Here is a 26,121-nt window from a genome sequence, read left to right on the forward strand (position 1 = left end):
CACCGTAGGCTCGAAGCATGAGTCTGCGTCTGAGCACGGTGATCCTTCCGGTACGTCGATGGCACGAGGGAGGACGCGATCAGTGGCTCCGGGCCGAGCAGCTCGGGTTCCACACGGCCTACACCTACGACCACCTGTCCTGGCGCACGTTCCGCGACGGCCCGTGGTTCGGCGCGGTGCCCACCCTGACGGCAGCGGCCACCGCCACTGAGCGGCTGCGCCTGGGCACGCTCGTCACCTCGCCGAACTTCCGTCACCCGGTGACCCTCGCCAAGGACCTCATGAGCCTGGACGACGTCTCCGGCGGGCGCATCACCCTCGGCATCGGCGCGGGCGGCAACGGCTTCGACGCGACCACGCTGGGCCAGGAGGCATGGTCCCCGCGTGAGCGCGCCGATCGCTTCGCCGAGTTCGTGCCGCTGCTGGACCGCCTGCTGACCGAGGGCTCGGTGACCCACGAGGGGACCTTCTACTCCGCCGAGGAGGCCCGCAACATCCCCGGCTGTGTGCAGCGGCCCCGGCTGCCGTTCGCGGTCGCCGCGACCGGACCGCGCGGCATGCGGCTCGCCGCCCGACACGGCCAGGCCTGGGTGACCACGGGCGACCCGAAGCTCTTCGAGGAGGGCACGCCCGAGCAGTCGCGCGAGGCCCTGCGCGGGCAGCTCGAGCGGCTCGGCAAGGCCTTCCTGGAGATCGGGCGGGACCTGGAGCCCGTGGAGAAGATCCTCTTGACCGGCTTCACGCCGGAAGCCAACACCGTGCTGCAGTCCGTGGACGCGTTCGTCGACTTCGCCGGCCGGCACCGCGATCTGGGGTTCACCGAGGTGGTGATCCACGCCCCGATCCCGGACTCCGAGTTCGCCGCCGACGAGGCCGTGTTCGAGAAGATCGCCACCGAGGCCCTGGCCCAGCTCGACGGCTGATCCACCGGTCGTCGTCGCCACTCGCACGAGCAGCGACGACGACCGACAAGACGCCCCCTAATCCCTGTCGTTCAACTGCGCGAGCAGGCGCTCCGCGGACGGCAGGAGCCAGTCCGGCACGTCGTCCTTGGGCAGCGCCCGCGCCTCGTCGATCAGCGCGGAGACGCGCGCGGCGCCCGCGTCCGCGTCACCCCGCTCCTGCTCGGTCCAGGCCGCGTTGTTCAGGCACTGGAACCGGTCCCGCAGATGGTCGGGGCCGAGCTCGGCGTAGACCCGGGCGGCCCGGTCCCACAGTTCGATCTCCTTCAGGCGCAGCCCGTCGACCTCCGCGGGGCTCAGCCGGGACGCCGATTCCGCCCGTGCATCGGCGATGCCCTGGTCCTCGTCCCCGCCCTTCTCGTCCTCCTGGTCAGCGGCTTCGTCGGACTGCTCGTTCGTGTTGACGTGCCGGTCGAGCACTTGCGCCAGCTGGTGCCAGGTCTGGGCGAGTTCGGACCGCAGCACAGCGGCTCCGGGATCCGCCGCCAGGGCCGCCTCCAGTACCTCGGCAGCCTCCTCGATCCGCTTCCGGGCCTGCGACACCGTCGTGACGGTGACCTCCTCACGCAGTCCCAGCCAGGCCAGGGAGCGCAGGATCCGCACCTCGGCGACCGGGACCTCGCCGGTCAGCCGGTGCAGCTCCAGGGCCCGCTCGTACGCGGCGACCGCCTCCACGGCCAGTCCCGCGTCGTCCAGGGTGTCGGCGGCCGAATGCGCGAGGCTCGCCTGTGGACGCGGATCCTCCCAGCCCTTGGTGACCTCTGCCGCCAGCAGGTACTGCTCCGCTGCCGGCCGGGGTTCGTTCAGCCGGCGCAGCAGATCGCCCAGGAGCTCCCGCACGGACACCGCCTGCTGGTCGCCGTGCTCCAGCAGGTCCGCCAGCGCCGACTGCAGGACCTCCGCCGCCTCGGCGTTCCGGCCGTGCTCCGCGTACGCCCGGGCCAGCAGCAGCCGGGCATGCGCACCGCCGTCGGCCGTGAGTGCGGCCTGGTCGAACCAGTGGGCTGCGGCCAAGGCGTGCTCCGCGCTCTCCGTGGCCGCGTCGCCCCGCCGCAGCAGGATGTCCGCGAGGGTCAGCCGTACGACGCCCTGCGTCTCGGCGTCGGTCACCTCGGCGACGTGCTCCAGTGCGGAGCGCGCCGCGGCCTCCGCCTCCTCGGGCCGCTCCAGCGTCATCAGCACCCCGGCCCGCAGTACCAGCGGGTCCACGGCCTGCCACGGCCGGCCGGCCCCGGCGGCCCGCGCGGCGGACGACGCGAGCAGGGGCACGGCCCGTTCCGGGTCGCCCTGTGTCAGGGCCACCCGGCCCAGCATCTCCTCGGCCTCAGCCACCAGGTCCGCCAGGGTGCCCTCGTGAGTGGCGATGAAGTCGGTCAGCTCGGCGGCCAGCTCCCCGTGGTGGTCGTCGTGGTCATGGTCGTGGTGGTCGTGGTCGTCGTCCGTCTCCACCGAGCGCAGGTACGACTCCATCCGGATCGTCCACAGTTCCACGAGCGCGATGCGCCGGGCCCGCAGCGGCTCGGCGGCGTCCAGTGCCTGGGCGGACCGCAGGGCGACACGCAGCAGCTTCCGGACCTCCGTCGGCGCGGCTGCGGACTGTGCTGCCACACCGGCCAGCCGCAGCTCCGCGAGCGCCGCGCGCTCGGCGAGGCCGAGCGCGCGGTAGTCGTCCCGGACCGCCCTCAGCAGCTCCGGCGCCTCCGCGGCTCCGCTCCGTCCGGCGGCCAGGGCCTGCTGGTCCGCGAGGTCGGCGCGGAGCAGCGGATCGGCCTCCGGGTGCGCGTCCAGTCGTACCGCCACCTCGGCCCACAGCGCGTCCGTACCCGGATGGCTCAGGTCCCGGGCACGGCGGGCCCGCTCCACCAGCTCGGTGAAGGCGGCGGCCGTCCCGGCCGTCCCGGGCTCGGGACGAGCAGGGGCCGAGGCGGTCTGCGGCAGCGCCGCACTGCGCACCCCCAGCGGCAGCTCGGTCAACAGCGGCTCGCGGCCCATCTGTGCGAGGAACCGGTCCGAGACCCGGGTCGTGCCGTTGCGCGCGTCGAACTGCCGGGCGATGTCCAGGCAGCCCGCGTACAGGACCTCGTACAACTCGTCGATGGTTCGAGGGCTTCCTTCGTAGGGCACGGCCGGGGTCCGCCCGTGCCCCAGCTCCCGCAGGCGGCGCAGCAGCACGAGGATGCTGCCGTGGAAGTCCAGCCGGTCGTCGAGGTTGGCGAGCGGAGCCACATGGGCGGCGTGTTCGGCCAGGATCTCCAGGCCGCGCGATTCGTTGCCGGTGAGTGCGCAGAACTCGATGTGCTTGCCGACCGACGGCAGCAGGCTCTCGTTGCCGCGGGCCATGCGGTAGCCGCGCAGGTGGTGGGAGCGCGCCTCGTCGGCCCGGCCGAGCCGCAGCAGTGGCAGCAGCGAGGTGGCGAGCAGCCGGTGGGGCTCCTCGGCGCAGGTCAGTTCGCCGTCGAGCACCGGCTTCCACAGCTCCAGGGCCTCGGCGTCGTCGCCGTGCAGGGCGGCGTATTGACCCTGCCCGTTGAGTTCGCAGGCCCGGCAGTCGCTCATGTCGTCGCGCTCGGCGGCCAGCCAACTCCGGAAGGCCCGCTCGGCGCGCTCGTCCTCGCCGATCGCGTCGGCCAGCCACATCTCGGCCTCGCGAACGGGCCGCTCGCTGTAGCCGGCGATCCGGTAGCGGCGTTCCATCTCGTCCAGCCAGCCGGTGGCCGACTCCAGCGGGATCCCGGGAGAGTCTGAGATGGCCGTGGCCACCCACTTGAACTGCCAGAACAGCGAATGAGCCTCCCAGTGGGAGAAGGCGCCCGGGTCCTTGTCGTACTCCTGGAGCAGCCGGGCGAAGGGGACCAGCATGTTGGACGACTCGGAGCTGTAGAGGTAGGCGTTGATCAGGTTGTCCAGGGCCTCGCGGAACAGGGCCCGGTCGCCGCTCGTCTCCGCCGCGCCGGCCAGGGCTTCGGCGTGCGCGTTGCGTACGGCGCCGTTCGGCGATTCGCGGTTCTCCGCCAGACCCCGCACGATCTCCTCGCGCGTCAGCGTCGTCATTTCTGTTCCTCCTGGGCGTCGCGGGAATCGGTGGAGTGGGTCGCCCATTCCAGGAGTCCGAGGAAGGCCCGGTTGAGCAGGGTGGAGTCGGCGGGGCGCAGCGGCCGCTGGGACATCAGCAGGGCCTGCCCGTAGAGCGATTCGACGGCCGTGCCGGTCAGCGCCTCGTCGGGCAGCGCGGAGATCCGGCGGATGAGCGGGTTGTTGTGGTTGAGGACCAGACGGGCGCGCGGCGCGGAGCCGCGCAGCGCGCCGAGGATGCCGCTCCATAGGGAGTCGGCGCTCTCCAGCGCGGCGGTGCGGTCGCGCTCCTGGCGGGCCTGCCGGTCGTCGAGGTACAGCGCGGGCACGGCGACGGGCTGGAAGGCGCGCAGCACCACGTCGCAGCCCTGGGCTTCCAAGCGGGTGCGCGCGGTGGCCAGGAAGGGGGCGAGCGCCAGTTCGGCCGCGGTCGGCACCGGGTCCAGCCGCTCGGTTACGGCCCCGGCGTCGAGTTCGGTGACCTTGAGTTCCGGCCGTACGGAGGGCAGCAGGGCCAGCAGGTCCGCATCGTAGGTGTATCCGGCGTTGATGACGCCGAGCCCGTGGGCCGCGGCGATCGGTGCGATCTGCCGGAACTCCTCGACGGTGCGGGTGAAGTGGATGTCCGTGTGGGCGGCCGCGAACTCCTGGAGGCTCATCGAGCCGTCGCTGGTCTCGAACGGCAGCCACGGCAGCATCAGCCCGAGCAGCTCGGAGTCGTGCCGGGCCATGGACTTCACGCCGAGGTGGTGGACCTGCAGGAAAGCGGCCAGGCGCTCCGGATCGCTGGCCGCGAGTTCGGCGAGCCAGCCGCGGACGCGGGCGCCGAGGGCGTCCCGTACGGCGGCGAGGGTCTCGTCGTCGTACAGGTTCTCGCGGGAAGCGGTGGGGCGCAGCGTGTCCGTGTCGAGTACGGCGCGGACGAAGAACGCCCAGTCGGGCAGCAGGTTGTCGGCCCGGTCGGTCAGCAGCATGCCCTTGAGGTGGACGCGGTGTCCGGCCCGGTGGGCGGGGCTGGTCGGTTCGGGAAGGACGTAGGCCACTCCCCGTACGCCGGCGACCGGCAGGTCGAGGTCGATGCTGTCGAGCGGGGTGAAACCGAAGAGCTGCGCGCAGTGCCCGGCGAGCGCGACGCGACGGGCGGCCGGCGTGGGGAAGGGACGGTCCCATACGGCGGGCCGGTCGGTGAGGGGGCGCGGCTCGCCGCCCTCGCCGTCGTCGAAGGTGATCTCGTACGGCAGCAGGGAGCCGTAGTCGCGGGCCAGTTCTTCGACCTTGGCCGGGACGGCCCATTCCGCGGCGCCCGGGCGGGCCTCCAGCACGACGGTGGTGCCGGGCTCCGGCCGTGCCTCGTGGGGCAGTTCGCGGACGGTGTACGAACCGTCGTCCGTGGCCAGCCATTCGACGGGCGCGGCCTGGGGGTCGCGGGCGGAGCGGGTGAGGACCCGGATCTGGCGGGCCACGACGAAGCACGCGAGCAGGCCGATGCCGAACTGACCGAGGAACTCCTGGCGGGTCGCTTCCAGGCCCTGCTCGTTGAGATCGGCGCCGTCGCCACCGCGCTTGGAACTACGGCCGATGGTGGCGAGCAGGGAGTGGGCCTCGGCAGCGGTCAGGCCGATGCCGCTGTCCTCGATGGTCACGCGGCCGCCGGACGCCGAGAGCCGGATGCGGACCTGTGCCGACGGTTCGAGGGCGTGGCGCGCGGTGATCGCGTCCACCGCGTTCTGCAGGAGCTCGCGGACGTAGACGCGCGGGCTGGAGTAGAGGTGGTGGGAGAGGAGGTCCACCAGGCCGCGCAGATCGACCTGGAAGCTGTGGGGTGCCGACGGGGGCGTGGACGGGGCCGGGGACGTGGACATGGGGCGTCACCTCGCGTGCGTGCAGGGATGGTTCGGTGATCGCGAGGTCCCCCCCTCACAGATCCCGGAGTGGTTCACACATTAGGGGGATGGTCGGACAATCTCTGCGTGAATTCCGGCGCCCTGGATGCCCGGCCCGGGATTACTGGAAGCGCAGGAACTGCGGCGGTACGGCGTCCACCAGCCACACCCCGTTGGCGCTGATCCGGAAGACGTGTCCGGCCGCTCGCATCGCCCCGGCGTCCACGCTGAGCACGACGGGCCGGCCGCGTCGCGCGCCGACCCGGGTGGCGGTCTCCCGATCGGGGGACAGGTGCACGTGGTGGCGGGCCATCGGGCGCAGGCCCTCGGCGCGGATCGGCTCCAGGGCGGCGGCGACGGTGCCGTGGTAGAGGTAGGCGGGCGGTTCGGCCTCCGGCAGGTCCAGGTCCACGGCGACGGTGTGCCCCTGGTTGGCCCGGATCCGGGTGCCGTCGACGGCGAACCGCTGTTTGTCGTTGGCGGCGACGACGTGGTCGAGCTCGGCCCGGCTGAAGCGGAAACCGTGCGCGGCGGCCGCGCGCAGCAGGTCGTCGATCTCCACCCAGCCGTGGGGATCGAGCACCAGTCCGATCCGTTCCGGCTGGTGGCGTAGGTGTTTCGAGACGTACTTCGACACCTTCACGGTGCGTCTTTCATCCATGGCCCCAGCGTGCCCGGTCGGACGGCCCCGCGGCAGGGATTTTCCGGGGGCGGCCGGTGGCGACACGTGGTGGACACCCCCTATCGCCCTTCCAAGATGCGGAATATATTTTCCACTATCGCTTCTGTCGAGAGGGAGAAACCATGACAGCCCAACCCTCACCCTCGCTGTCACGCCGCGCCGCTGCTGAGCTGGTCGGTACCGCCGGCCTGCTCGTGGTCGTGATCGGCTCCGGGCTCAAGGCCGCCGAGCTCAGCCGCGACACCGGTGTCGCCCTCATCGCCAACTCGTTCGCCTCGGCCATCGGCCTCGGGCTGATCATCACGATCTTCGGGCCGTTGTCCGGCGCCCACCTCAACCCGGTCGTCACCCTCACCTCCTGGTGGTCCCGGCGGACCGGCGGTCAGGGTCTGGGCGGCCCCGAGGCCCTCGTCTACACCGTGGCCCAGAGCACCGGAGCCATCGGCGGCGCCCTCGTCGCGGACGTCATGTTCGGACGGACCCCGGGCACCTTCGCCACCCAAGTGCGCGACGGCGGTCATCTGCTCATCGGCGAGGTGGTCGCCACCGCCGGTCTCGTCCTCCTGATCCAGGGCCTCGGCCGGATCGGCCGCTCCGGGCTCGTCCCGGCGGCGGTCGCCGCGTACATCGCGGCCGCGATCTGGTTCACCTCCTCCGGTTCCTTCGCCAATCCGGCGGGCACCATCGGGCGCAGCTTCAGTGACTCCTTCACTGGCATAGCTCCCCAGTCGCTGCCCGGATTCGTCGGCGCCCAGCTGGTCGGCGGGATCCTCGGCCTGGCCCTGGCCGCCTTCCTGTACGGGACCGGGAGGGGAGCCGGGACAGGGACGAGGGCTCGGTACGGGTCCAGGTTCGGCCGGAGTGCGAAGGCGGCGCCGGTGGACGGAGCGAGCCCGGCCAAGGTGGCGTACGAGACCGTCGGGTGAGACGCCGGCTCAGTTGCCCACAGGAAAAGGGGACTTGTCCACAGCCGTTTGGGTGGGTTTTGACGGCAAACGCGTGATCCGCCCTGTGGACCCTGTGGAACCAGGGGACCGGCCCCGACCGGCCCCGACGGGCCCGACCGGGCGTGACCTGCCCCGACCGGACCTTCCGCCGTGACCACCCTCCCCGGCGTCGTCACCGCTCTCGTCGGCGCGCCAGATCGTTCATCGTCCGGGCCTGGAGCTCCCGCTCCGTCGCGGCCCGGACGAACTCCGCCACATGGTCGGCACCCACCAGATCCTGCACGGCCCGTACTGTTGCGGCCGGCAGCGCCACCGGCGAGGGCCCCGTCGGCCCCGGTGGGCCCGCCGACCCCAGGTGCCGCTGGAGGTGCCGGGTCGCGAAGAGCCGCATCGCCCGCGCCAGCTCCGCGTCCACGGTCTGCTGGGCCAGCGGCCGCAGCCTCCGGACCATCGTCGCCGCCTCCGCCGCGTCCGCGTCCGTGGGCGGCACCTGCCCGAGGTAGCGCGCGAAGACGTGCTCGGTGGTGAACTCCAGGAACCGCGAGGCGATGTGCTCCACCTGTCCCCGCAGCTCCCGCAGGTGCCCGGTGATCGCCGACAGCGGCACCCCGGCCGCATGCAGCTCGGCGGCCACCGCCAGCTCTTGCGGTGAGGGCACCAGGAACTGGTCCGGGCGCCCAGGGATCCGCTCCAGCACCCCGAGCTCGCACGCCTCGTCCACGGCGCCGTCGTCCGGGCGGCCGCCGAACCGCTCGTCCAGCTCCTCCCTGCTGATCCGGGCCGCCTCCTCGTCGGTCCACGGCCCGTGCACCTCGGCGACCAGCCCGAGTACGCCGCCCAGACCTCGCCCGGCGTCCCAGGCCTCCAGCAGTTCCTTGATGGAAGCCAGGGTGTAGCCGCGGTCCAGCAGGTCCGCGATCTGGCGCAGCCGCGCCAGATGCGTGTCCCGGTAGACGTTGGAACGGCCCCGCCGCTCCGGTTTCGGCAGCAGGCCACGATCCTGGTACGCCCGGATCGTGCGCACCGTCGCCCCGCTGTGGTGTGCCAGATCCTCGATCCGGTACTCGGCTACCGCCTGATCGGACAATCCCGGCTCCCTACGACATCGCGGCTCGGCCGACCGCGCCCGCCGCGGCCCGGGCGGCAGGTGAAGCCGCAAGGTACTCGACCGCCCTGCGCAGCGAGCCCTCCTGCGAGGGATGGTACGACCGCCGGAAGTAGCGGGGTATGGCCGTGCCGAGCTCTCTCCACGGAGGCAGCAGGCCCTTGGCCACCGCGCGGTTGTGCGCGCCGAGCGAGTAGCGCAGCCGGCCGCCCAGCTCGGGGTCGTTGCGCATGAGGTACGAGGCCCCCACACCCACAGCCACGCCAGCACGGGCGCGACCACGACCATCCCCTCGACGCGGCGCGCGTAGCGGGGCAGACCGGCTCCCCCGCAGTGCTGGTACATGTCGAAGGCGACGGAGCGGTGCTCCACCTCCTCCGCGCCGTGCCAGCGCAGCAGGTCCAGCATGATCTCGTCGGCCCCGGCCCGGTCGAGCCCGTCGGCCCGCAGCACCCAGTCCCCGAGGACCGCCGTGAACTGCTCGATCGCGGCGACCACGGCCAGCCGGAAGCGCAGCCACTCCCGCGCCGTGACCGGTACACCGAACGGCGGTGCCTCCCCGAGCAGTTTCTCGAAGAGGAAGTCCACGTGCCGCGTGTACGCCTCCGTCGGCAGCTGCTGCTCGGCGAGGTGGTCCAGTACGTAGGAGTGCTGCACGCTGTGCGTGGCCTCCTGACCCATGAACCCCTTGACGTCGCTGCGCAGCTCGGGGTCGGTGACCAGGGGCAGTCCCTCCTTGAGGACCCTGACGAACCACCGCTCCCCGGCGGGCAGCAGCAGGTGGAGCACGTTGATGACGTGCGTGGCGGTGGGCTCGTCCGGTATCCAGTGCAGGGGGGTGGTCTTCCATGCGAAGGCCACCCGGCGCGGGCTGATCGGGTGCCGGCCGATCGGGTCCGCAGACCCGTTCACAGCTTTGGCTCCAGCCTTGCGATGCGCCGCAGGGCACGCGGGGCGAAGCGGGACATCCACAGGGCGCCCTTGGACTCCGGAGTCACGGGCACGACGGCCTCGTTGCGCACGACCGCCCGCAGGATCGCGTCGGCGACCTTCTCCGGCGGGAAGTTGCGCAGCCCGTACAGCCGTGAGGAGCGTTCCTGGCGGCGCTTCTCCTCGGCCTCGTCCACCCCGGCGAAGCGCGAGGTGGCGGTGATGTTGGTGTTGATGATGCCCGGGCAGATCGCGGAGACGCCGATCGACTTCGACGCCAGTTCCGCGCGCAGGCACTCCGACAGCATCAGCACCGCGGCCTTCGAGGTGCTGTAGGCGGGCAAGGTCCTGGACGGCAGGTAGGCGGCGGCGGAGGCGGTGTTGACGATGTGCCCGCCCTGGCCGCGCTCGGCCATCTGCTTCCCGAAGATCCGGCAGCCGTGTATGACCCCCCACAGATTGACGTCCAGGACCTTCTTCCAGTCCTCGGCGGTGGTGTCGAGGAAGGCGCCGGACAGGCCGATCCCGGCGTTGTTGACCAGGACGTCGACGATTCCGTACTCGGCGGCGACCTTCGCCGCGAGCTTCTCCATCGCCTGCTCGTCGCTGACGTCCACGCACTCGGCCCAGGCCTCGGCGGCACCGACGAGCCGGGCCATGTCGGCCGTGCGTGCAGCGCCTTCCGCGTCGCGGTCGACGGCGACCACTCGGGCCCCGGCCTCGGCGAAGGCGAAGGCGGTGGCCCGGCCGATGCCACTGGCCGCGCCGGTCACCAGGACCAGTTGGCCCGCGAACCGGTCTGCGTACTTGCCCGGGGCCTTCTGTTCCGGTGCCCGTGTCGCGGGCTCCTCCCGGTCGGTGACGAACTCGGTGATCCAGGCGGCCAGCTGGTCGGGGCGGGTCCGGGGCACCCAGTGCTTGGCGGGCAGGGTCCGCCGCAGCAGGTCCGGGGCCCACCGCTCCAGACCGTCGTAGAGCCGCTCGGACAGGAAGGCGTCCCCGGTCGGGGTGATCAGCTGCACCGGTACGTGGGCGTACGCATCGGGGCGCGGCCGGCGCATTCGAGGCCGCACGTTGTCGCGGTAGAGCCAGGCTCCGTGTGCTGCGTCCGAAGGCAGTGAGGCCGTCGGATAGGCGCCGGCCGGAACCTTCTCGATCCGCTGGAGCATCGCGGGCCACCGCTTGCCGAGCGGCCCCCGCCAGGCGAGCTCCGGCAGCACGGGGGTGTGCAGCATGTAGACGTACCAGGACTTGGCGCCCTGGCCGAGGAGCTGCGCCGCCGCCCGCGGGGTGGGCCGCGCCATCCGCTTCTTGATCCAGTGCCCGAAGTGGTCGAGGGAGGGACCCGACATCGAGGTGAAGGAGGCGATCCTGCCCTCGGTGCGGGCGACCGTGGCGAACTCCCAGCCCTGTACGGAGCCCCAGTCGTGGCCGACCAGGTGTACGGGCCGGTCCGGACTGACCGCGTCCGCCACCGCCAGGAAGTCGTCGGTCAGCTTCTCCAGGGTGAAGCCGCCGCGCAGCGGCTGCGGCGCGGTGGAGCGCCCATGGCCGCGTACGTCGTAGAGCACCACGTGGAAGCGCGTCGCGAGTCGCTCGGCGACCTCCGACCAGACCTCCTTGCTGTCCGGGTAACCGTGCACCAGCAGCACCGTCGGCCGGCCCGTCTCACCGAGCTCGACGACGCACAGCTCGATCCCACCGGTGCTCACCCGGCGCTCGCGCGCACCCGCCAGGCCCACCGCTCCCGCTCCACCCATGTCGCTCATGCTGCCTTCTCCTCGGCCCAGCGCCGCACGTGCGGCAGATCGTCGTCCAGCCAGAACGCGCTTTCCTCGGGGTCCCGGGAGTCGGTGACGACCAGGATCTCCTCGAACTTCGCGCCTGTACCCCGGAATCCGAGGTGGGGTTCCACCGCCCACAAGCCGGGCTGCGGCGGATGGTCGGAAAAGCGGTACGGACTCCACAGCGGGGACCAGCCCTCACGGTGGCCGTGCAGGGCGTCACTCGCCAGCCCCTTGAGGGACTGGGTGCCGAAGCCGAAGGCGGTCGGCGACCAGCGCCGCTCCTTGACCCGGTCGATCTTGTGCGCGATCACCCCGAAGGGATAGGCCCGGTGCCGGTTGGCGTACCCCTGCCGGGTCATCAGCCGTTCGACGTTCTCGTAGATCTCGCGCAGGGAGCGGCCCTCGCGCACCTGCTCCAGGATCAGCACGCGGTGCGCCTGGAGATCGGACATGAGCCGGTCCTGCACCGGATTGAGCCCGAGGCTGCCCGAATAGCCGATGTCCGCCGCGTACCCCTTGTAGACCGGCGCCATGTCGAGGATGAAAGGCATCCCCGGCTCCAGCTTCCGGTTGGTGGGGAAGAACTGCAGCGGGATCCTGAAGTTCGCGAAGGCGGTGCGGTCCCCGAACCAGGCGAAGGGCAGGTGGAACCAGTCCCGTACCCCGCGCTCCCGCAGCCATTCGCGTTGCATCCGCGCGGCCTCGCGCTCGGTCACCCCGGGACGCAGCTGGGCCGCGACGGCCTCGGCGCACTCGTACGAGAGTCGCTGCACCTCTCTGAAGCCGCTCAGGTCGGCGGAGCGTCGCGCGGTGCGTTGCTTGGTGTCCCCAGCCATGTCAGCCCGTCCATCCGTGTAGCCGTACGCGCCCGTAAGTTGACACTGATGAATGTGACAATGACCGGAGATCACGTCAAGGGTCGTGCACGGACCTGTGGACAAAGCTGTCGGGTCCACGTCAGCCTCCAGTACGGGCATGTACGCCTGAAGGCTGAGACGGGATCCAGCTCCAGGTCTGACGTTTCACGAGAGCTGCGCCACTAACGTCGAACCCGTGACTGTCATTGCGACCGAAAGCCTGAGCAAGCGGTACCCCCGAGTGACCGCCCTCGACCGGCTCTCCCTGGACATCGGGCCTGGTGTGACCGGCCTCGTGGGTGCCAATGGAGCCGGCAAGTCCACGCTGATCAAGATCTTGCTGGGACTGTCCCCCGCCACCGAGGGCAGCGCCGCCGTGCTCGGCCTCGACGTCCACACGCATGGCAGCGCCATCCGTGAACGCGTCGGCTACATGCCCGAGCACGACTGCCTGCCACCCGACGTCTCGGCCACCGAGTTCGTCGTCCACATGGCGCGCATGTCCGGGCTACCGCCGACCGCGGCCCGCGAGCGCACCGCCGACACCCTGCGCCACGTCGGGCTGTACGAGGAGCGCTACCGTCCCATCGGCGGCTACTCCACCGGCATGAAGCAGCGCGTCAAGCTCGCCCAGGCCCTCGTCCACGACCCCCAGCTGGTCCTCCTCGACGAGCCGACCAACGGCCTGGACCCGGTCGGCCGCGACGAGATGCTCGGCCTGATCCGCCGGATCTACACCGACTTCGGCATCTCCGTCCTGGTCACCTCCCACCTCCTCGGTGAGCTGGAGCGGACCTGCGACCACGTGGTCGTCGTCGACGGCGGCAAGCTGTTGCGCTCCAGCTCCACCAGCGACTTCACCCAGATCACCACGACCCTCGCGGTCGAGGTCACCGACTCCGACGCCCACCCGGACGGCACCGCCGCCCTGCGCAAGGCGCTCACCGAAGCCGGCGTCACCCTGCACGTCGGAGAGGAGCAGGGCCTGCCCGGAGCCGGCCACATCCTCCTCGTCGAGGCCACCGGCGAGCAGACGTACGACATCGTCCGCGACACCGTCGCCGACCTGGGCATCGGCCTGGTCCGCATGGAGCAGCGCCGTCACCACATCGCGGAGGTCTTCCGCGACAACGAGCAGCCCTCGCCCACCGTCCAGCAGAAGGGAGCCGGTTCCGATGGCGCCTGACACCTCGACCCAGATCCACAACATCGGCTACCGGTCCTACGACGGACCCCGGCTCGGCCGCGCCTACGCCCGCAAGTCGCTGTTCTCGCAGTCCCTGCGCGGCGCCTACGGACTCGGCCGCTCCGCCAAGTCCAAGGTCCTCCCGATGATCCTCTTCGCGGTGATGTGCGTGCCCGCGCTGATCATCGTCGCGGTCGCCATCGCGGTGCCCAACTCCACCGACCTGCCGATCAAGTACACGACGTACGCCCTGACCACGCAGGTGATCATCGGCCTCTTCCTCGCGTCCCAAGCGCCGCAGTCGGTCTCGCGCGACCTGCGCTTCAAGACGGTGCCGCTCTACTTCTCGCGGCCCATCGAACGCGTCGACTACGTCGTGGCCAAGTACGCGGCCATGGCCTCGGCCCTGTTCATCCTCACCGCGACGCCGCTGCTGATCATGTGGATCGGCTCGCTCCTCGCGAAGTTCGACTTCGCCGACCAGACCAAGGGATTCGGGCAGGGGCTCGTGTCGGTTCTGCTGCTGTCGCTGCTCTTCGCGGGCCTCGGCCTGGTCATGGCCGCGCTCACCCCGCGCCGCGGGTTCGGCGTCGCCGCGATCATCGCGGTGCTCCTGATCCCGTTCGGCGCGGTGACCGCGGTCCAGGGGATCGCCTCCAGCACCGGGAACACCGGAGCCATCGAGTGGATGGGCCTGTTCTCCCCGATCACCCTCATCGACGGCGTACAGACCGCCTTCCTGGGCGCGACCTCCGCCTTCCCCGGCGGCGAGGGCCCCTCGGCCGGCGTCGGCGTCGTCTACCTGATCGTCGCCCTCGGCCTCATCGCCGGCTCCTACGCCGCCCTGATGGCCCGCTACCGGAAGGCCGGGCTGTGACCACCATCGACATCGACCACACCTCCCGCTGGTTCGGGAACGTCGTCGCCGTCAACGACGTGACCATGAGCATCGGCCCCGGCGTCACCGGGCTGCTGGGTCCCAACGGCGCCGGGAAGTCCACCCTCATCAACATGATGGGCGGCTTCCTCGCTCCCTCCACGGGCACCGTCACCCTCGACGGCGCACCGATCTGGCAGAACGAGCAGGTCTACAAGCAGATCGGCGTCGTGCCCGAGCGCGAGGCCATGTACGACTTCCTCACCGGCCGGGAGTTCGTCGTCGCCAACGCCGAACTCCACGGCCTCGACGACGCCGCGGCCCAGCGGGCGCTCGCCACCGTCGAGATGGAGTACGCGCAGGACCGCAAGATCTCCACGTACTCCAAGGGCATGCGCCAGCGCGTGAAGATGGCCTCGGCCCTCGTCCACGAGCCGTCCGTGCTCCTCCTCGACGAGCCGTTCAACGGCATGGACCCGCGCCAGCGCATGCAGCTCATGGACTTGCTGCGGCGCATGGGCGACGAAGGACGCACCGTCCTGTTCTCCTCCCACATCCTGGAGGAGGTCGAGCAGCTCGCCTCGCACATCGAGGTGGTCGTGGCCGGCCGGCACGCCGCTTCCGGCGACTTCCGCAAGATCCGCCGCCTGATGACGGACCGCCCGCACCGCTACCTGATCCGTTCCTCCGATGACCGGGTCCTCGCCGCGGCCCTGATCGCCGACCCCTCCACCGCCGGCATCGAGGTCGACCTCAAGGAAGGCGCGCTGCGCATCCAGGCCGTCGACTTCGGCCGCTTCACCGAGCTGCTGCCCCGCGTGGCCCGGAAACACGGCATCCGGCTGCTGACGGTCTCGCCCTCCGACGAATCCCTCGAGTCGGTCTTCTCCTACCTCGTCACGGCCTGAAAGGAGCTGGCACCCATGTACGAACCCACCGTTGCCCGGCTCACCTACCGGGCCCTGCTCGGCCGGCGCCGCGCGCTGATCCTCTTCGCCCTGCCGGCCCTGCTGATCGTCATCGCCCTCGTCGTCCGTACCTTCGTCGGCGCAGACGACAAGGTCGCGGCCGACCTCCTCGGGGGTTTCGCCCTCGCCACCATGGTTCCGCTGATCGGTGTCATCGCCGGCACCGGAGCCATCGGTCCCGAGATCGACGACGGCTCCATCGTCTACCTGCTCGCCAAGCCGGTGAAGCGTCCGACGATCATCATGACCAAGCTGATCGTGGCGATCGCCGTCACGATGGTCTTCTCCGCGATCCCCACTCTGATCGCCGGATTCATCCTCAACGGCAACGGCCAGCAGATCGCCGTCGCCTACACGATCGCCGCCCTCGTGGCCTCGATCGCCTACAGCGCGCTGTTCCTGCTGCTCGGTACCGTCAGCCGGCACGCGGTCGTCTTCGGCCTGGTCTACGCCCTGATCTGGGAGTCGCTCTTCGGCAGCCTGGTCTCCGGAGCCAAGACCCTCAGCGTCCAGCAGTGGGCGCTGTCCGTCGCCGAGAAGGTCGCCGGGGACGGGTACGTCGACGCCACCGTCGGCCTTCCCACCGCCGTGATCCTGCTCTGCGCGGTCACCGTCTGCGCCACCGTCTACGCGGGCCAGAAGCTGCGCCGCCTCACCCTGGCGGGCGAGGAGTAGGTCCTGCCGCAGCGCATGCGAACCTGTGCCCCGCCCGGCCCACCGGCCGGGCGGGGCACAGGTTCGCGCGGCATCATCGGTGCATGGTCGCGCACACCGAGCCGGAGCCGTCCAGGCCACTGCGGTCCTGGATACGTTCCTCGCCCGGAACGCACATCTGGCTGCTGATCATTGCCGTCACCAGCATCATCGTCGCGATCGCACCCGACCAGGTCGACAGCGTCCTCCTCCACCGCAACAGCAGCAACATCAACCAGCTCGTCAAATACCCGGTCCGGGCACTCGTCAGCAGTGCCTTCTGGATCGCGAACCCGACCTCTCTCGCCCTCTACGCCGTGCTCTTCGAGCTGTTCCACGCCCCCGTCGAGCGCTGGCTCGGCACCCTGCGCTGGCTCCTGATCGTCGCGACCGCCCACGTCGTCGCCACCCTGGTCAGCCAGAAGATCCTCCTGACGGCCATCCAGGACCATCGTGCCCCGCGCAGCATGACCCACGTTGTCGATATCGGCGTCAGCTATGGGCTCGCGGCCTCCATCGGTGTGCTCACCTACCGGCTCCCCGGCCCCTGGCGATGGCTCTACTTGGCCGGAGCGGTCACTTTCTTCGGGATGCCGTTGGTCACCGGTGGCACCTTCACGGACCTCGGCCACGCCATCGCGCTCTCCGTCGGCCTGCTCGCCTGGCCGCTCACCCGCAACGTTGTTTCACGTGAAACATGACGCGGATCTAGTCGGCCTCTGCCTCCGGCTCCGCTTTGGCGATGCCGTGCTCCCAGGCCCAGGCGGCGATTCCCACTCGGTTGCGGGCCCCCAGCTTGGCCTGAACGTTCGCGATGTGGGTCTTTGCCGTTCCCGCGCTGATGAACAGTTCTGCGCCGATCTCGGCGTTGGTGAGCCCCCGCGCCACCAGGCGCACGATGTCCACCTCCCGCTCCGTCAGCGGATGCGCCGCGGGCCGGGCGACCGGGCCCTCCTGCGTCAGCCGGCTCAGTAGCCGCACCGTGATCTGCGGACTGATCAGCGTGTCCCCCGCCATTGCCGCCCGCACCCCCTCGATCAGCAGCGCCGGCCCGGACCGCTTCAGCAGGAAGCCGCAGGCGCCGTTGCGCAGCGCGGTGTGCACGTACTCGTCCAGGTCGAAGGTGGTCACCACCACCACCCGCGTCTGCGGCGCCAGCAGCCGGGTCACCTCCAGCCCGTCGAGCCGAGGCATCCGGATGTCCGCCAGCACCACATCAGGCCGCAGTTCTCTCGCCAGCGCCACCGCGCTCTCCCCGTCCGCGGCCTCCCCCACCACGGTCATGTCCGGCTGTGAATCGAGGATCAGCCGGAAACCGCTGCGGATGTCCTCTTGGTCGTCGGCTATCAGGATGCGTGTGGTCACGCCGTCATGATCACCCGAGGGTGTGTCCCTGCGCCGGGAAGACGGCGCAAACCCGCCACCCTCCGTCGGCGCTCGCGCCGGCCCGCAGTGTCCCGCCCGCCGCCTCCACCCTGCCGCGCAGACCCGCCAGCCCGGTTCCGCTCCGACGCAGCCCCAGTCCCCGCAGCCCGCCCGCGCCCCGGGCCGGCGCGGAGTTGGCCACGCTCAGCTCGATCCCCTCCGCGGCCCGGTGCAGGCGCACCCGTACGACCGACGCCCCGGGCGCGTGTCGGCGTACGTTCGTCAAGGCTTCCACGGCCACCCGGTAGGCGGTGGTGTCCGCTTCCCGTGACAACTCTCGGGCCGCCGCCGGATCGGCCTCCAGCACCCCGCCCTCGAACCGACCCACCAGGGCCGGAAGTTCCGAGGTTCCCGGGACCGAGGTGGACCGCGCACCGGCTGCCTCCCGCAACGCGTGCACCGTCCGGTCCATCGAGGCGAGCGCACCGAGCCCCGCCGCCTCGATGCGTTCCAGCGCGCGGACCGCCTGCTCGGGGTCCTGGTCCGCCACGAACCTGGCCGCCTGGGCCTGCACCACGATGGCGCTCACGTCGTGCGCCACGAAGTCGTGCAGATCCCGGGCCAGTTCCAGCTGCTGGTCGCGCCGGCCGTCCCGGACGGCTTGGCGCATCCGGCTCGCCTGACGGCGCAGATATCCCCCGGCCGTCAGGGCCCCGAGCGCGGGCACCGCCCAGAACGCCGCAGCCCCGCAGGCCTCCAGCCACGACGCCGTCCCCCACATCAGCGGTACCGGCCACATCGCGACGGCCGTCACGCCCAGCGAGGCCGCGACGGCCCCCGAACGCACCGGGGACCAGCGGGCCACCAGAGCCAGCAGCGGCAGCAGCAGCCCCACCCAGATCAGCAACCACGCCGGGGGCGCTCCCAGGAACACCGCGAGGAGGCAGCCGACGCCGGCAAGGGCCAGTAACGGGGCATACGCGGTACGAAGGTTGACGGTCATGACCCGACCCTACGAGCGCACCCCGGAGAGCGGCCATCTGCCGATCGGCAGATCAGCAGCGACATCGCGGGACCCACCGGCCTGCTGATCGGCGGATGGTTCCGAAGGCCCCGTCCGACCAGGCTTCGGTCATCAACCAGAAGCCCCTGAAAAGGACTTGGCAGATGAGTTCCCACACCGTGGTTCGTGCCTCGCACATCGTTCCCGGAGTCTCCCCACGGCTTCGCCTGCTCGCCCGGCTCACCTCGCTGACCGTGCTTCCCAGCTGCCTGTGGCGGCTGGCGATCGCGGTCGGGATTCCCATGGGCTGGGGCCCGGGCAGCGACCTGCACCACTCGTACTACCCGGGTACCGCGTCCCTGGTGCTCGTCTTCGTCTGCGTCCTGCAGGAGTGTCTGGGCCTGTTGAGCCTCGGTATGGTCCAGCGCTGGGGCGAGGAGCTGCCCGGCTGGATTCCCGTGCTGGGCGGACGCCGGATCCACCCCCTGGTGGCGGTCGTTCCCGCGACGCTGGGCGTGATCGCGCTCACCGGCATCACGGTCCTGGGTGCCTGGACCTGGAGCGAGACCAACGCCGCGAATCCCGATGCGCCCACCGGACTCGCCCTCCGGATCTTCGACCTTTCCTACGCACCGCTGTTGCTCTGGGGCCCGCTGCTGGGCATCCTCACAGTCGCTTACTGGCGCCGCCGCCGCATCCACGGCTGATGCACGGAAATTCGCTGGTAAGGGACCTGCGCCAGGTGCAGAGTGGGACGTGCGGGGAGCAACAAAAGGTCCGGGGCAGCCACTTCGAGCGCGCCTTGCGGCGCGGGCTGTCCCGGACCTCTCCTACGTCATGCGCGCTACGCGGCGCCCAGCAGACGCTCCAGCACCACCGCGATGCCGTCCTCCTCGTTGGAGGTCGTCACCTCGTCGGCCACGGCCTTGAGCTCGGCGTGGGCATTGGCCATCGCCACCCCGTGTGCGGCCCAGCCGAACATCGGGATGTCATTGGGCATGTCACCGAAGGCGATCGTCTCCGCCGCCTTCACTCCCAGCCGCCGCGCGGCCAGCGACAGGCCCGTGGCCTTGGTCAGACCCAGCGGCAGGATCTCGACGATGCCGGGCCCCGCCATGACGATGTCGACCAGGCTGCCCACGGTTTCCCGGGCCACCTTGACGAGCGCGTCGTCGTCCAGCTCCGGGTGCTGGATGTAGAGCTTGTTCAGCGGGGCCGCCCAGAGCGCCTTGGCGTCCTCCAGGTAGAGGGCCGGGAGGCCTTCCTGCACCTGGTACCCGGGCCCGAACAGGACTTCGCCGTCCACCCCGTCCCGGCTGGCCGCCAGGGCCAGCGGGCCGATCTCGGCCTCCAGCTTCGACAGCGCCAGACCGGCCAGCTGCCGGTCCAGCGTCACCGAGGTCAGCAGACGGTGCGCACCCGCGTCGTAGACCTGCGCGCCCTGCCCGCAGACCGCGATCCCCTTGTAGCCGAGATCGTCCAGTACGTGCCGTGTCCAGGGCACGGCGCGACCGGTGACGATGATGTGTGCCGCGCCCGCCGCGGTGGCCGCGACGAGCGCTTCACGGGTGCGTTCCGAGACGGTGTCGTCGCCACGCAGCAGCGTGCCGTCGAGATCGGTCGCGACGAGCTTGTACGGGAACGGGGCCGGGCTCACTTGGTGATCGGCTCCAGGACCTCGCGGCCGCCGAGGTAGGGACGGAGCACCTGGGGCACCCGAACCGAACCATCGGCCTGCTGGTGGTTCTCGAGGATCGCGACGATCGTGCGCGGTACGGCGCACAGCGTGCCGTTCAGCGTCGACAGCGGCTGCGTCTTCTTGCCGTCGCGGTAGCGGATCGACAGGCGGCGGGCCTGGAAGCTGTCGCAGTTCGAGGCGGAGGTCAGCTCGCGGTACTTGCCCTGGGTGGGGATCCACGCCTCGCAGTCGAACTTGCGCGAGGCGGAGGATCCCAGGTCACCGGTGGCGACGTCGATCACCTGGAACGGCAGCTCCAGGCTGGTCAGCCACTGCTTCTCCCATTCCAGGAGCCGCTGGTGCTCGGCCTCGGCGTCCTCCGGCGCGACGTACGAGAACATCTCGACCTTGTCGAACTGGTGGACGCGGAAGATGCCGCGGGTGTCCTTGCCGTACGTACCGGCTTCGCGGCGGAAGCACGGGGAGAAGCCGGCGTACCGCAGCGGCAGCTTCTCGGCGTCGATGATCTCGTCCATGTGGTACGCGGCGAGGGGGACCTCGGAGGTGCCGACCAGGTAGAAGTCGTCCTTCTCCAGGTGGTAGACGTTCTCGGCGGCCTGGCCGAGGAAGCCGGTGCCCTCCATGGCGCGCGGGCGGACCAGCGCCGGGGTCAGCATCGGGATGAAGCCGGCCTCGGTGGCCTGGGCGATGGCCGCGTTGACCAGCGCCAGCTCCAGCAGGGCGCCCACACCGGTCAGGTAGTAGAAGCGCGAGCCGGAGACCTTGGCACCGCGCTCGACGTCGATGGCGCCCAGCAGTTCGCCGAGCTCCAGGTGGTCCTTGGGCTCGAAGCCCTCGGTGGAGAAGTCTCGGATGGTGCCGTGCGTTTCCAGGACGGTGAAGTCCTCTTCGCCGCCGACCGGGACGTCCTCGTGGACGATGTTGCCGAGCTGGAGGAGAAGCTGCTTGGCGGCTTCGTCGGCCTCGTTCTGCTCGGCCTCGGCCGCCTTGACGTCCTGCTTGAGGTGCTCGGCCTTCTTCAGCAGTTCGGCCCGCTCTTCGGGAGAGGCCTTGGGGATGAGCTTGCCGAGGGACCTTTGCTCATTGCGCAGTTCGTCGAAGCGCATGCCGGAGGACCTGCGGCGCTCGTCGGCGGAGAGCAGCGCGTCGACGAGTTCGACGTCCTCTCCACGGGCGCGCTGCGAGGCGCGGACACGGTCAGGGTCTTCACGGAGCAGCCGGAGGTCAATCACCCCTCCAGGCTACCGGGCTGGGCTTCCTGGGATCACACCGATATCACGCTGCGTGTCGCTATGTCCTAATTGCAACGAATGGATAAGTCTTGACGGCTGACCGGAAGTGGTCCTTCTCGGAGCGTCAATAAAAGCGGTCCCATTCCCCGAAAAGGGGCAGAATGTCGGCGGCCGGGCGGGCTCTGAGCAGGGCTGGAGGGGCTTCTTGTCCACAGGAATTGCCGTGGCCCGCATCTTATCCACAGGCTGTGCGCCGTCTCTGTGGACACAGGAATAGATCATTCCTGATCGGTGGGCGGTCGGGGTGAATCAGGGTTCAAACCACCCTCACACACTCATTCGGGTGGGAATGACTCGCCCCAAAGAGTTGATCGGCGATGCAGGGGTGACATCGTTCACCTCCCGCTCCCCAAGGCGAAACCTGAGCCTCCCGGGCGATTTGTCGACCTTGTCGCGCCGTTCTGTCGACTTGTCCCCAGGTCCCCATCTCTGCCTGTGGATAACTCTGTGGACAGTGGACTACGTCCTACGCACGCCCGTCGAGGCAACGCCCCAGCCAGTCGGAGGCGGCCGTGAAGTCACCGTCGGAGGTCCCGGGCCGAGGAGCCCGGACATCACTCTGAGCGACACCGGCCCGCGGGTAGGACCCGAGGAAGCGGACTTGGGGGCAGGTCCGCTTGAGGCCCATGAGCGCCTCGCTGACCCGCCGGTCGGAGATGTGGCCCTCGGCGTCGACGGCGAAGCAGTAGTTGCCGATGCCCTGTCCGGTCGGACGGGACTGGATCAGCATCAGGTTCACCCCCCGGACCGCGAACTCCTGGAGGAGCTCCAGCAGCGCACCGGGGTGGTCGTCGCCGAGCCACAGCACGACGGAGGTCTTGTCCGCGCCGGTCGGCGCGGCCGGCCGGGCCGGGCGACCCACCAGCACGAACCGGGTCTCGGCGTTCTCCGCATCGTGGATCTCGGTCACCAGCGGGACGAGCCCGTAGGTGGCGGCGGCGAACTCGCCCGCGAAGGCGGCGTCGAAGCGGCCCTCCTGGACCAGCCGGGCGCCGTCGGCGTTCGAGGCGGCCGACTCCCACACCGCGTCGGGCAGGTTCGCCCGCAGCCAGTTGCGTACCTGCGGCTGGGCGACCGGATGCCCGGTGACGGTCTTGACGTCCGACAGGGCGGTTCCGGGTCGTACGAGCAGTGCGAAGGTGATGGGGAGCAGCACCTCGCGGTAGATCATCAGTGGTTCGCCCGAGGCCAGCTCGTCGAGGGTGGCGGTCACCCCGCCTTCCACGGAGTTCTCGATCGGGACGAGGGCAGCGGCCGCCTCACCGTTGCGCACGGCGTCCAGGGCGGCCGGGACCGACACCATCGGGACGAGTTCCCGGGTCGCGGCTTCCGGCAGGGTGCGCAGGGCGGCCTCGGTGAAGGTGCCCTCGGGACCGAGATACGTGAAGCGGGTGGCTGACATGCGATCAGCCTAATGCCGGGGTGCCGCCCGCCGGGTCGCCGTTCATCCTTCGAGCAGCCGCTGCCCCACGTACTCTCCGCTGCGGGGTCCGGGCGGAACCGCGTACAGCCCGCTGGACTCGTGCCGGATGAACGCCGACAGCGCGTCGCCGCGGTCGAGCTTGCGTTGTACGGGCACGAATCCGCGCAGCGGATCGGCCTGCCAGCAGACGAAGAGGAGCCCCGCGTCGGGGGCGCCGTCCGGGCCGATTCCGTCGTGGAAGGAGAAGGGCCGCCGGAGCATGGCGGCCCCGCCGTTCTGTTCGGGGGCGGAGATCCGGGCGTGGGCGTTGGACGGGATGACCGGCTTTCCGTCGGTGCCGAACTTGTCGAGCGCCATTTCGGTGGTCTCGGTGCCACCGGTCAGAGGGGCGCCGGTGGCCTTGGTGCGGCCGATGACCTGCTCCTGCTGGGCGAGGGACTGCTTGTCCCAGTCGTCGAGGAGCATGCGGATGCGCCGGACGACGGCGTACGAGCCCCCGGCCATCCAGGCGTGCTCGGCGGGGCCGGGGCCCGCGCCGGGAACGAAGATCCGCTTGTCGAAGTCGGGCTCCGCGGGCTTCGGGTTGCCGGTGCCGTCGACCTGGCCCATCAGGTTGCGGGCGGTCATCGGGGTGCCGGTGGCGCCGGGAGACCGGTTGAAGCCGTTCATCTGCCAGCGGACGCGGGCGGCCTCCCCGGCGTCCTTCTGCAGGGCCCGCAGGGCATGGAAGGCGACGAGGCCGTCATCGGCGCCGATCTGGACCCACAGGTCACCGTTGCTGCGCTGGGCGTCCAGCCGGTCCGAGGAGAAGTCCGGCAGCGGGTCGAGAGCGGCGGGGCGGCGGGCGGTGAGCCCGGTGCGCTCGAAGAAGGAGTGGCCGAAGCCGAAGGTGACGGTGAGGGAGGACGGACCGGCGTCCAGGGCGATCCCGCTGTCGGAGGCTGAGGCCGGCTCGCCCGCCATCAGCCGGCGGGCGGTGTCGGACCAGCGCCGCAGCAGCGCGGCAGCCTCCGTACGGCCCGCCCCGGCGGCGAGGTCGAAGGCGACGAGGTGCCCCTTGGCCTGCAACGGGGTGGTGATGCCGGCCTGGTGGTCTCCGTGGAAGGCCACCTGGGTGGCGCCCAGGGAGGCCAGACTGCCGGCCGAGCCGGGAGCGGAGCCGCTCCCGGAGCCGTCCAGCGCGGAGTGCGCCAGGGCGCCGCCTGTGGCTCCGAGGGCGATCCCGACGGCGCCTGCGGCGCCGACGGTACCCAGCAGCCTGCGCCGGGAGATCTCGATGTCGGGGTTGCTCTCGGTCACGCTGGTCAGCCGATCTTCACGGTCTTCTGGATGGTGGTCTGGTCGATGTCGGAGGTACGGACGGTCACGTCGATGCGCCATTCACCGGCGAGCGGCAGCTGGACCCCGGAGGCGGTCCAGTGTCCGGGGGCCGCCTGCTCGGGGACGAGCGGCAGGGGGCCGATGTCCTTGGCGGGAAGCGTGAAGGCGACCTTGATCTCGGGGAGGTCGAAGGGGGCGCCGTCGGCGGAGTCGGCCCAGAGGTGCAGGGTGTTCGCCCCGACCCGTCCCGGGTCGAGTTCGAGCCGGACGGAGCCCTTGCCGTTCGGACCGCCGGTGTCGAAGGGCAGGGTGATCTTGACGGCCCGGTCGGGGACGGCGGTGGCGGTGGAACCGCGGCCCGTCTCCTGTTCCACGGTCCGCCCGGGCTCGGTACTGGTGAGCACGGTGGTGACGGCGAGCAGGATCACCGCGATGGCCGCCTCGGCGAGGACCGAGCGGCGCAGGCCGGCGCGGTCCGGGTCGGCGTCCCGCACCCGCTTCTCCAGCGCGCTCTCGCGTGCGGCGCGCTGCCGGGCGAGCTGGGCGGCACGCTCGGGGCCGGCGGGGACGGGAACGGGCACGGGCTCTGTTTCACGTGAAACATCTGTGGCTTCGGAGACGGCGCCGGTGGCCGTTTCACGTGAAACATCCGCCGAGGTCTGCCCGACGGTGGTGACGGCGGTCGCGGCGTCCGCGGGAGCATCGGCGAGCCGCGCGGTCCACGTGCGGGACATGTAGGCGATGCCGAGGAGGACGGCGACCAGGCCGATCTTCAGGAGTAGCAGCTGCCCGTATTCGGTGCCGGTGAGGGCGGACCAGCTGCCGAGCTGGCGCCAGGACTGGTAGACGCCGGTGACGGCGAGCACCAGGACACTGACGAAGGCGACCCGAGAGAAGCGGCGGACGGCTGCGCGCTCGATCCCGGGGACCTTGTGGAGGGCGACGAGCAGCGCGGCGAGACCACCGAGCCACATGGCGACGGCCATCAGGTGCAGGATGTCGGCGGGCATGGCGATACCGGGCTGGATCCCGGTGGAGGCGTGCTCCGAGAGGGCCCAGGTGGCGGCGATACCTCCGGACACGACGGCGCCGCCGATGGCCAGCCCGAAGGTGAGGTCGCTGGTGTCGTCCGGGTGCCCGGCTTCATCGGACCCGTTAGGGCCGTCGGCCTGGTCGGCCCCTTCGGCCTCCCTCTGGGCCCGCTCGGCCTCATCGGGGCCGAGGCCCGCCACGCGGCGCGCGTAGACGCCGAAGAGCACCGCGACGAAGAGGGCGGCCGCGCCCAGCAGGAGCAGCCTGGAGACGAGCGAGGCTCCGGTCTTGGTCTGCAGGACGGCTCGGAGCCCGTCGAGATCGAACAGGTCGGAGAAGTTGCCGGACCCCGTGTACGGGGTCCGCAGCACCAGCATGGCGAGGGTGGCGACGGTCAGGGTGACCCAGGCGCGCACGACGAGCTTCTGGAGCGGCCGTTCGGCGGCGCCCCTGCGCCAGCACAGCAGGATGAAGGCGGCGCCGCCCACGAGGACGGTGAACCCTGCGTAGGCGGCGTAGCGGGCGATGCCGTACGCGATGCCGACGGGGCCGCCGCCCGCCTGGGCGGTGGGCAGGGTGACATCGGTGGCCGAGGGCGCGCCGATGGAGAAGGTGAAGGCGCCGGAGATCGGATGACTGTCGGCCGAGACGGCCTGCCAGGCGACGGTATAGGTGCCGTTCGGCAGGCCGGTGTGCAGTGCGGTGCCGTAGCGGATGGTGTTCCCGCTGCACATGTCGCGCAGTTCACCGGTGTCCACGCGCTTGCCCTGGGGGTCGAGCACGCGAATGGAGTCGTCGCCCATGGCGACCTGCTCCGAGAAGGAGAGCGTGACCTGGGCGGGGGCCGTGGCGACCACCGCCCCGTCCTTGGGGTCGCTCGCGGTGAGTGCGGCGTGCGCCGTGGCCGGTGAGGCCGCGGTGAACAGGACTGCCAGCAGGGCTGCGAGGACCAGCGCGAGCCGTGGCAGGAATGCCGGGGCGCGAGCCGTGGAGGGAGCGGGGGCGGTGGCCGTCATGGCGTGTCAGTTCCTCGGTCCG

21 protein-coding genes and 1 pseudogene are annotated in these 26,121 nt (G+C 70.9%); 8 read left to right on the forward strand and 14 right to left on the reverse strand.

The genetic code is table 11. The features are described from left to right. Positions 1-17 precede the first annotated feature (17 nt). Complete coding sequence (locus tag OG386_RS22905; RefSeq protein WP_327384388.1) at positions 18-923, forward strand: LLM class flavin-dependent oxidoreductase; 906 nt, start codon at positions 18-20, stop codon at positions 921-923. 57 nt (positions 924-980) lie between these two features. Here OG386_RS22905 and OG386_RS22910 read toward each other — a convergent pair whose 3' ends face one another. The 3 genes from OG386_RS22910 to OG386_RS22920 form a co-directional block, all read right to left on the reverse strand. Beyond that, positions 981-4,013 carry a tetratricopeptide repeat protein gene (locus OG386_RS22910; protein ID WP_328789687.1) on the reverse strand — a complete coding sequence of 1,011 codons (3,033 nt, stop codon included), beginning with the start codon at positions 4,011-4,013 and terminating at the stop codon, positions 981-983. Continuing rightward, positions 4,010-5,896 (reverse strand): HSP90 family protein, encoded by a 1,887-nt coding sequence (locus OG386_RS22915; RefSeq protein ID WP_328789688.1) that lies wholly within the window; start codon positions 5,894-5,896, stop codon positions 4,010-4,012. Before OG386_RS22915 ends, OG386_RS22910 begins: the two co-directional genes overlap by 4 nt. 142 nt (positions 5,897-6,038) lie before the next feature. Beyond that, positions 6,039-6,578 carry an RNA 2'-phosphotransferase gene (locus OG386_RS22920; RefSeq protein WP_030009826.1) on the reverse strand — a complete coding sequence of 180 codons (540 nt, stop codon included), beginning with the start codon at positions 6,576-6,578 and terminating at the stop codon, positions 6,039-6,041. Between the two features lie 143 nt (positions 6,579-6,721). Here OG386_RS22920 and OG386_RS22925 point away from each other — a divergent pair, with 143 nt between their 5' ends. Continuing rightward, entirely contained in the window at positions 6,722-7,525 is an 804-nt protein-coding gene (locus tag OG386_RS22925) for an aquaporin (protein ID WP_328789689.1), read from the forward strand. A gap of 193 nt (positions 7,526-7,718) precedes the next feature. On the opposite strand, the gene OG386_RS22930 is transcribed toward OG386_RS22925, so the two are convergent. The 4 genes and pseudogenes from OG386_RS22930 to OG386_RS22945 all read right to left on the reverse strand — a co-directional run bounded on the left by OG386_RS22930 (position 7,719) and on the right by OG386_RS22945 (position 12,204). Further along, positions 7,719-8,633, reverse strand: a complete 915-nt coding sequence (locus OG386_RS22930; RefSeq protein ID WP_328789690.1) for a MerR family transcriptional regulator — start codon at positions 8,631-8,633, stop codon at positions 7,719-7,721. 10 nt (positions 8,634-8,643) lie between these two features. After that, a pseudogene (locus tag OG386_RS22935) lies at positions 8,644-9,563 on the reverse strand (metal-dependent hydrolase). After that, positions 9,560-11,350 (reverse strand): SDR family oxidoreductase, encoded by a 1,791-nt coding sequence (locus OG386_RS22940; RefSeq protein ID WP_328789691.1) that lies wholly within the window; start codon positions 11,348-11,350, stop codon positions 9,560-9,562. The pseudogene OG386_RS22935 and the gene OG386_RS22940 overlap by 4 nt, the downstream one beginning before the upstream one ends. Beyond that, entirely contained in the window at positions 11,347-12,204 is an 858-nt protein-coding gene (locus tag OG386_RS22945; protein ID WP_328789692.1) for a M24 family metallopeptidase, read from the reverse strand. The genes OG386_RS22940 and OG386_RS22945 overlap by 4 nt, the downstream gene beginning before the upstream one ends. Positions 12,205-12,421: 217 nt before the next feature. Here OG386_RS22945 and OG386_RS22950 point away from each other — a divergent pair, with 217 nt between their 5' ends. The 5 genes from OG386_RS22950 (at position 12,422) to OG386_RS22970 (ending at position 16,650) form a co-directional block, all read left to right on the forward strand. Further along, on the forward strand, positions 12,422-13,411 hold the full coding sequence (locus tag OG386_RS22950; protein ID WP_328789693.1) for an ABC transporter ATP-binding protein: 990 nt from the start codon (positions 12,422-12,424) through the stop codon (positions 13,409-13,411). Beyond that, the gene (locus tag OG386_RS22955) at positions 13,401-14,288 is read left to right on the forward strand and encodes an ABC transporter permease (protein WP_327384397.1); all 888 of its coding nucleotides are present in this window, start codon (positions 13,401-13,403) and stop codon (positions 14,286-14,288) included. Before OG386_RS22950 ends, OG386_RS22955 begins: the two co-directional genes overlap by 11 nt. Next, positions 14,285-15,196: an ABC transporter ATP-binding protein gene (locus OG386_RS22960; protein ID WP_327384398.1), complete on the forward strand. Its 912-nt coding sequence runs from the start codon at positions 14,285-14,287 to the stop codon at positions 15,194-15,196. The genes OG386_RS22955 and OG386_RS22960 overlap by 4 nt, the downstream gene beginning before the upstream one ends. A 15-nt stretch (positions 15,197-15,211) precedes the next feature. Next, complete coding sequence (locus OG386_RS22965) at positions 15,212-15,931, forward strand: ABC transporter permease (RefSeq protein ID WP_328789694.1); 720 nt, start codon at positions 15,212-15,214, stop codon at positions 15,929-15,931. Positions 15,932-16,014: 83 nt separating this feature from the next. Continuing rightward, entirely contained in the window at positions 16,015-16,650 is a 636-nt protein-coding gene (locus OG386_RS22970) for a rhomboid-like protein (RefSeq protein ID WP_328789695.1), read from the forward strand. 7 nt (positions 16,651-16,657) lie between these two features. Here the strand turns inward: OG386_RS22970 and OG386_RS22975 are convergent, their stop codons facing one another. Both OG386_RS22975 and OG386_RS22980 read right to left on the reverse strand, forming a co-directional pair. Beyond that, entirely contained in the window at positions 16,658-17,314 is a 657-nt protein-coding gene (locus OG386_RS22975) for a response regulator transcription factor (protein ID WP_328789696.1), read from the reverse strand. 10 nt (positions 17,315-17,324) lie between these two features. Next, positions 17,325-18,317, reverse strand: a complete 993-nt coding sequence (locus OG386_RS22980; RefSeq protein WP_328789697.1) for a sensor histidine kinase — start codon at positions 18,315-18,317, stop codon at positions 17,325-17,327. A 164-nt stretch (positions 18,318-18,481) separates the two neighbouring features. Between OG386_RS22980 and OG386_RS22985 the strand changes: the two genes are divergently transcribed. Further along, positions 18,482-19,024, forward strand: a complete 543-nt coding sequence (locus OG386_RS22985) for a hypothetical protein (protein WP_328789698.1) — start codon at positions 18,482-18,484, stop codon at positions 19,022-19,024. 137 nt (positions 19,025-19,161) lie between these two features. Here OG386_RS22985 and OG386_RS22990 read toward each other — a convergent pair whose 3' ends face one another. The 5 genes from OG386_RS22990 to OG386_RS23010 form a co-directional block, all read right to left on the reverse strand. Next, on the reverse strand, positions 19,162-19,974 hold the full coding sequence (locus OG386_RS22990; protein ID WP_189737834.1) for an HAD family hydrolase: 813 nt from the start codon (positions 19,972-19,974) through the stop codon (positions 19,162-19,164). Further along, positions 19,971-21,248, reverse strand: coding sequence for a serine--tRNA ligase (serS, locus tag OG386_RS22995; RefSeq protein ID WP_327384404.1), 1,278 nt, complete (start codon positions 21,246-21,248; stop codon positions 19,971-19,973). The genes OG386_RS22990 and serS overlap by 4 nt, the downstream gene beginning before the upstream one ends. 526 nt (positions 21,249-21,774) lie before the next feature. After that, a complete protein-coding gene (gene pheA / locus OG386_RS23000) occupies positions 21,775-22,710 on the reverse strand; it encodes a prephenate dehydratase (protein ID WP_030713748.1) in 936 nt (311 codons plus the stop codon). Positions 22,711-22,752: 42 nt separating this feature from the next. Continuing rightward, the gene (efeB, locus tag OG386_RS23005; RefSeq protein ID WP_405787931.1) at positions 22,753-24,111 is read right to left on the reverse strand and encodes an iron uptake transporter deferrochelatase/peroxidase subunit; all 1,359 of its coding nucleotides are present in this window, start codon (positions 24,109-24,111) and stop codon (positions 22,753-22,755) included. After that, positions 24,036-26,099: a copper resistance CopC/CopD family protein gene (locus tag OG386_RS23010; protein ID WP_328789700.1), complete on the reverse strand. Its 2,064-nt coding sequence runs from the start codon at positions 26,097-26,099 to the stop codon at positions 24,036-24,038. The genes efeB and OG386_RS23010 overlap by 76 nt, the downstream gene beginning before the upstream one ends. Between the last annotated feature and the right edge of the window lie 22 nt (positions 26,100-26,121).

It is taken from the genome of Streptomyces sp. NBC_00273 (genome assembly GCF_036178145.1).
GTDB lineage: Bacteria > Actinomycetota > Actinomycetes > Streptomycetales > Streptomycetaceae > Streptomyces.

Excerpts from the sequence above, each read along its gene's own strand:
- OG386_RS22905 (WP_327384388.1), top strand. The coding sequence starts at position 18 with ATGAGTCTGCGTCTGAGCACGGTGATCCTTCCGGTACGTCGATGGCAC.
- OG386_RS22910 (WP_328789687.1), bottom strand. The coding sequence starts at position 4,013 with ATGACGACGCTGACGCGCGAGGAGATCGTGCGGGGTCTGGCGGAGAAC.
- OG386_RS22915 (WP_328789688.1), bottom strand. The coding sequence starts at position 5,896 with ATGTCCACGTCCCCGGCCCCGTCCACGCCCCCGTCGGCACCCCACAGC.
- OG386_RS22920 (WP_030009826.1), bottom strand. The coding sequence starts at position 6,578 with ATGGATGAAAGACGCACCGTGAAGGTGTCGAAGTACGTCTCGAAACAC.
- OG386_RS22925 (WP_328789689.1), top strand. The coding sequence starts at position 6,722 with ATGACAGCCCAACCCTCACCCTCGCTGTCACGCCGCGCCGCTGCTGAG.
- OG386_RS22940 (WP_328789691.1), bottom strand. The coding sequence starts at position 11,350 with ATGAGCGACATGGGTGGAGCGGGAGCGGTGGGCCTGGCGGGTGCGCGC.
- OG386_RS22945 (WP_328789692.1), bottom strand. The coding sequence starts at position 12,204 with ATGGCTGGGGACACCAAGCAACGCACCGCGCGACGCTCCGCCGACCTG.
- OG386_RS22955 (WP_327384397.1), top strand. The coding sequence starts at position 13,401 with ATGGCGCCTGACACCTCGACCCAGATCCACAACATCGGCTACCGGTCC.
- OG386_RS22965 (WP_328789694.1), top strand. The coding sequence starts at position 15,212 with ATGTACGAACCCACCGTTGCCCGGCTCACCTACCGGGCCCTGCTCGGC.
- OG386_RS22970 (WP_328789695.1), top strand. The coding sequence starts at position 16,015 with ATGGTCGCGCACACCGAGCCGGAGCCGTCCAGGCCACTGCGGTCCTGG.
- OG386_RS22980 (WP_328789697.1), bottom strand. The coding sequence starts at position 18,317 with ATGACCGTCAACCTTCGTACCGCGTATGCCCCGTTACTGGCCCTTGCC.
- OG386_RS22985 (WP_328789698.1), top strand. The coding sequence starts at position 18,482 with ATGAGTTCCCACACCGTGGTTCGTGCCTCGCACATCGTTCCCGGAGTC.
- pheA (WP_030713748.1), bottom strand. The coding sequence starts at position 22,710 with ATGTCAGCCACCCGCTTCACGTATCTCGGTCCCGAGGGCACCTTCACC.
- efeB (WP_405787931.1), bottom strand. The coding sequence starts at position 24,111 with ATGGCGCATCGACGTGACCGTCCGTACCTCCGACATCGACCAGACCAC.
- OG386_RS23010 (WP_328789700.1), bottom strand. The coding sequence starts at position 26,099 with ATGACGGCCACCGCCCCCGCTCCCTCCACGGCTCGCGCCCCGGCATTC.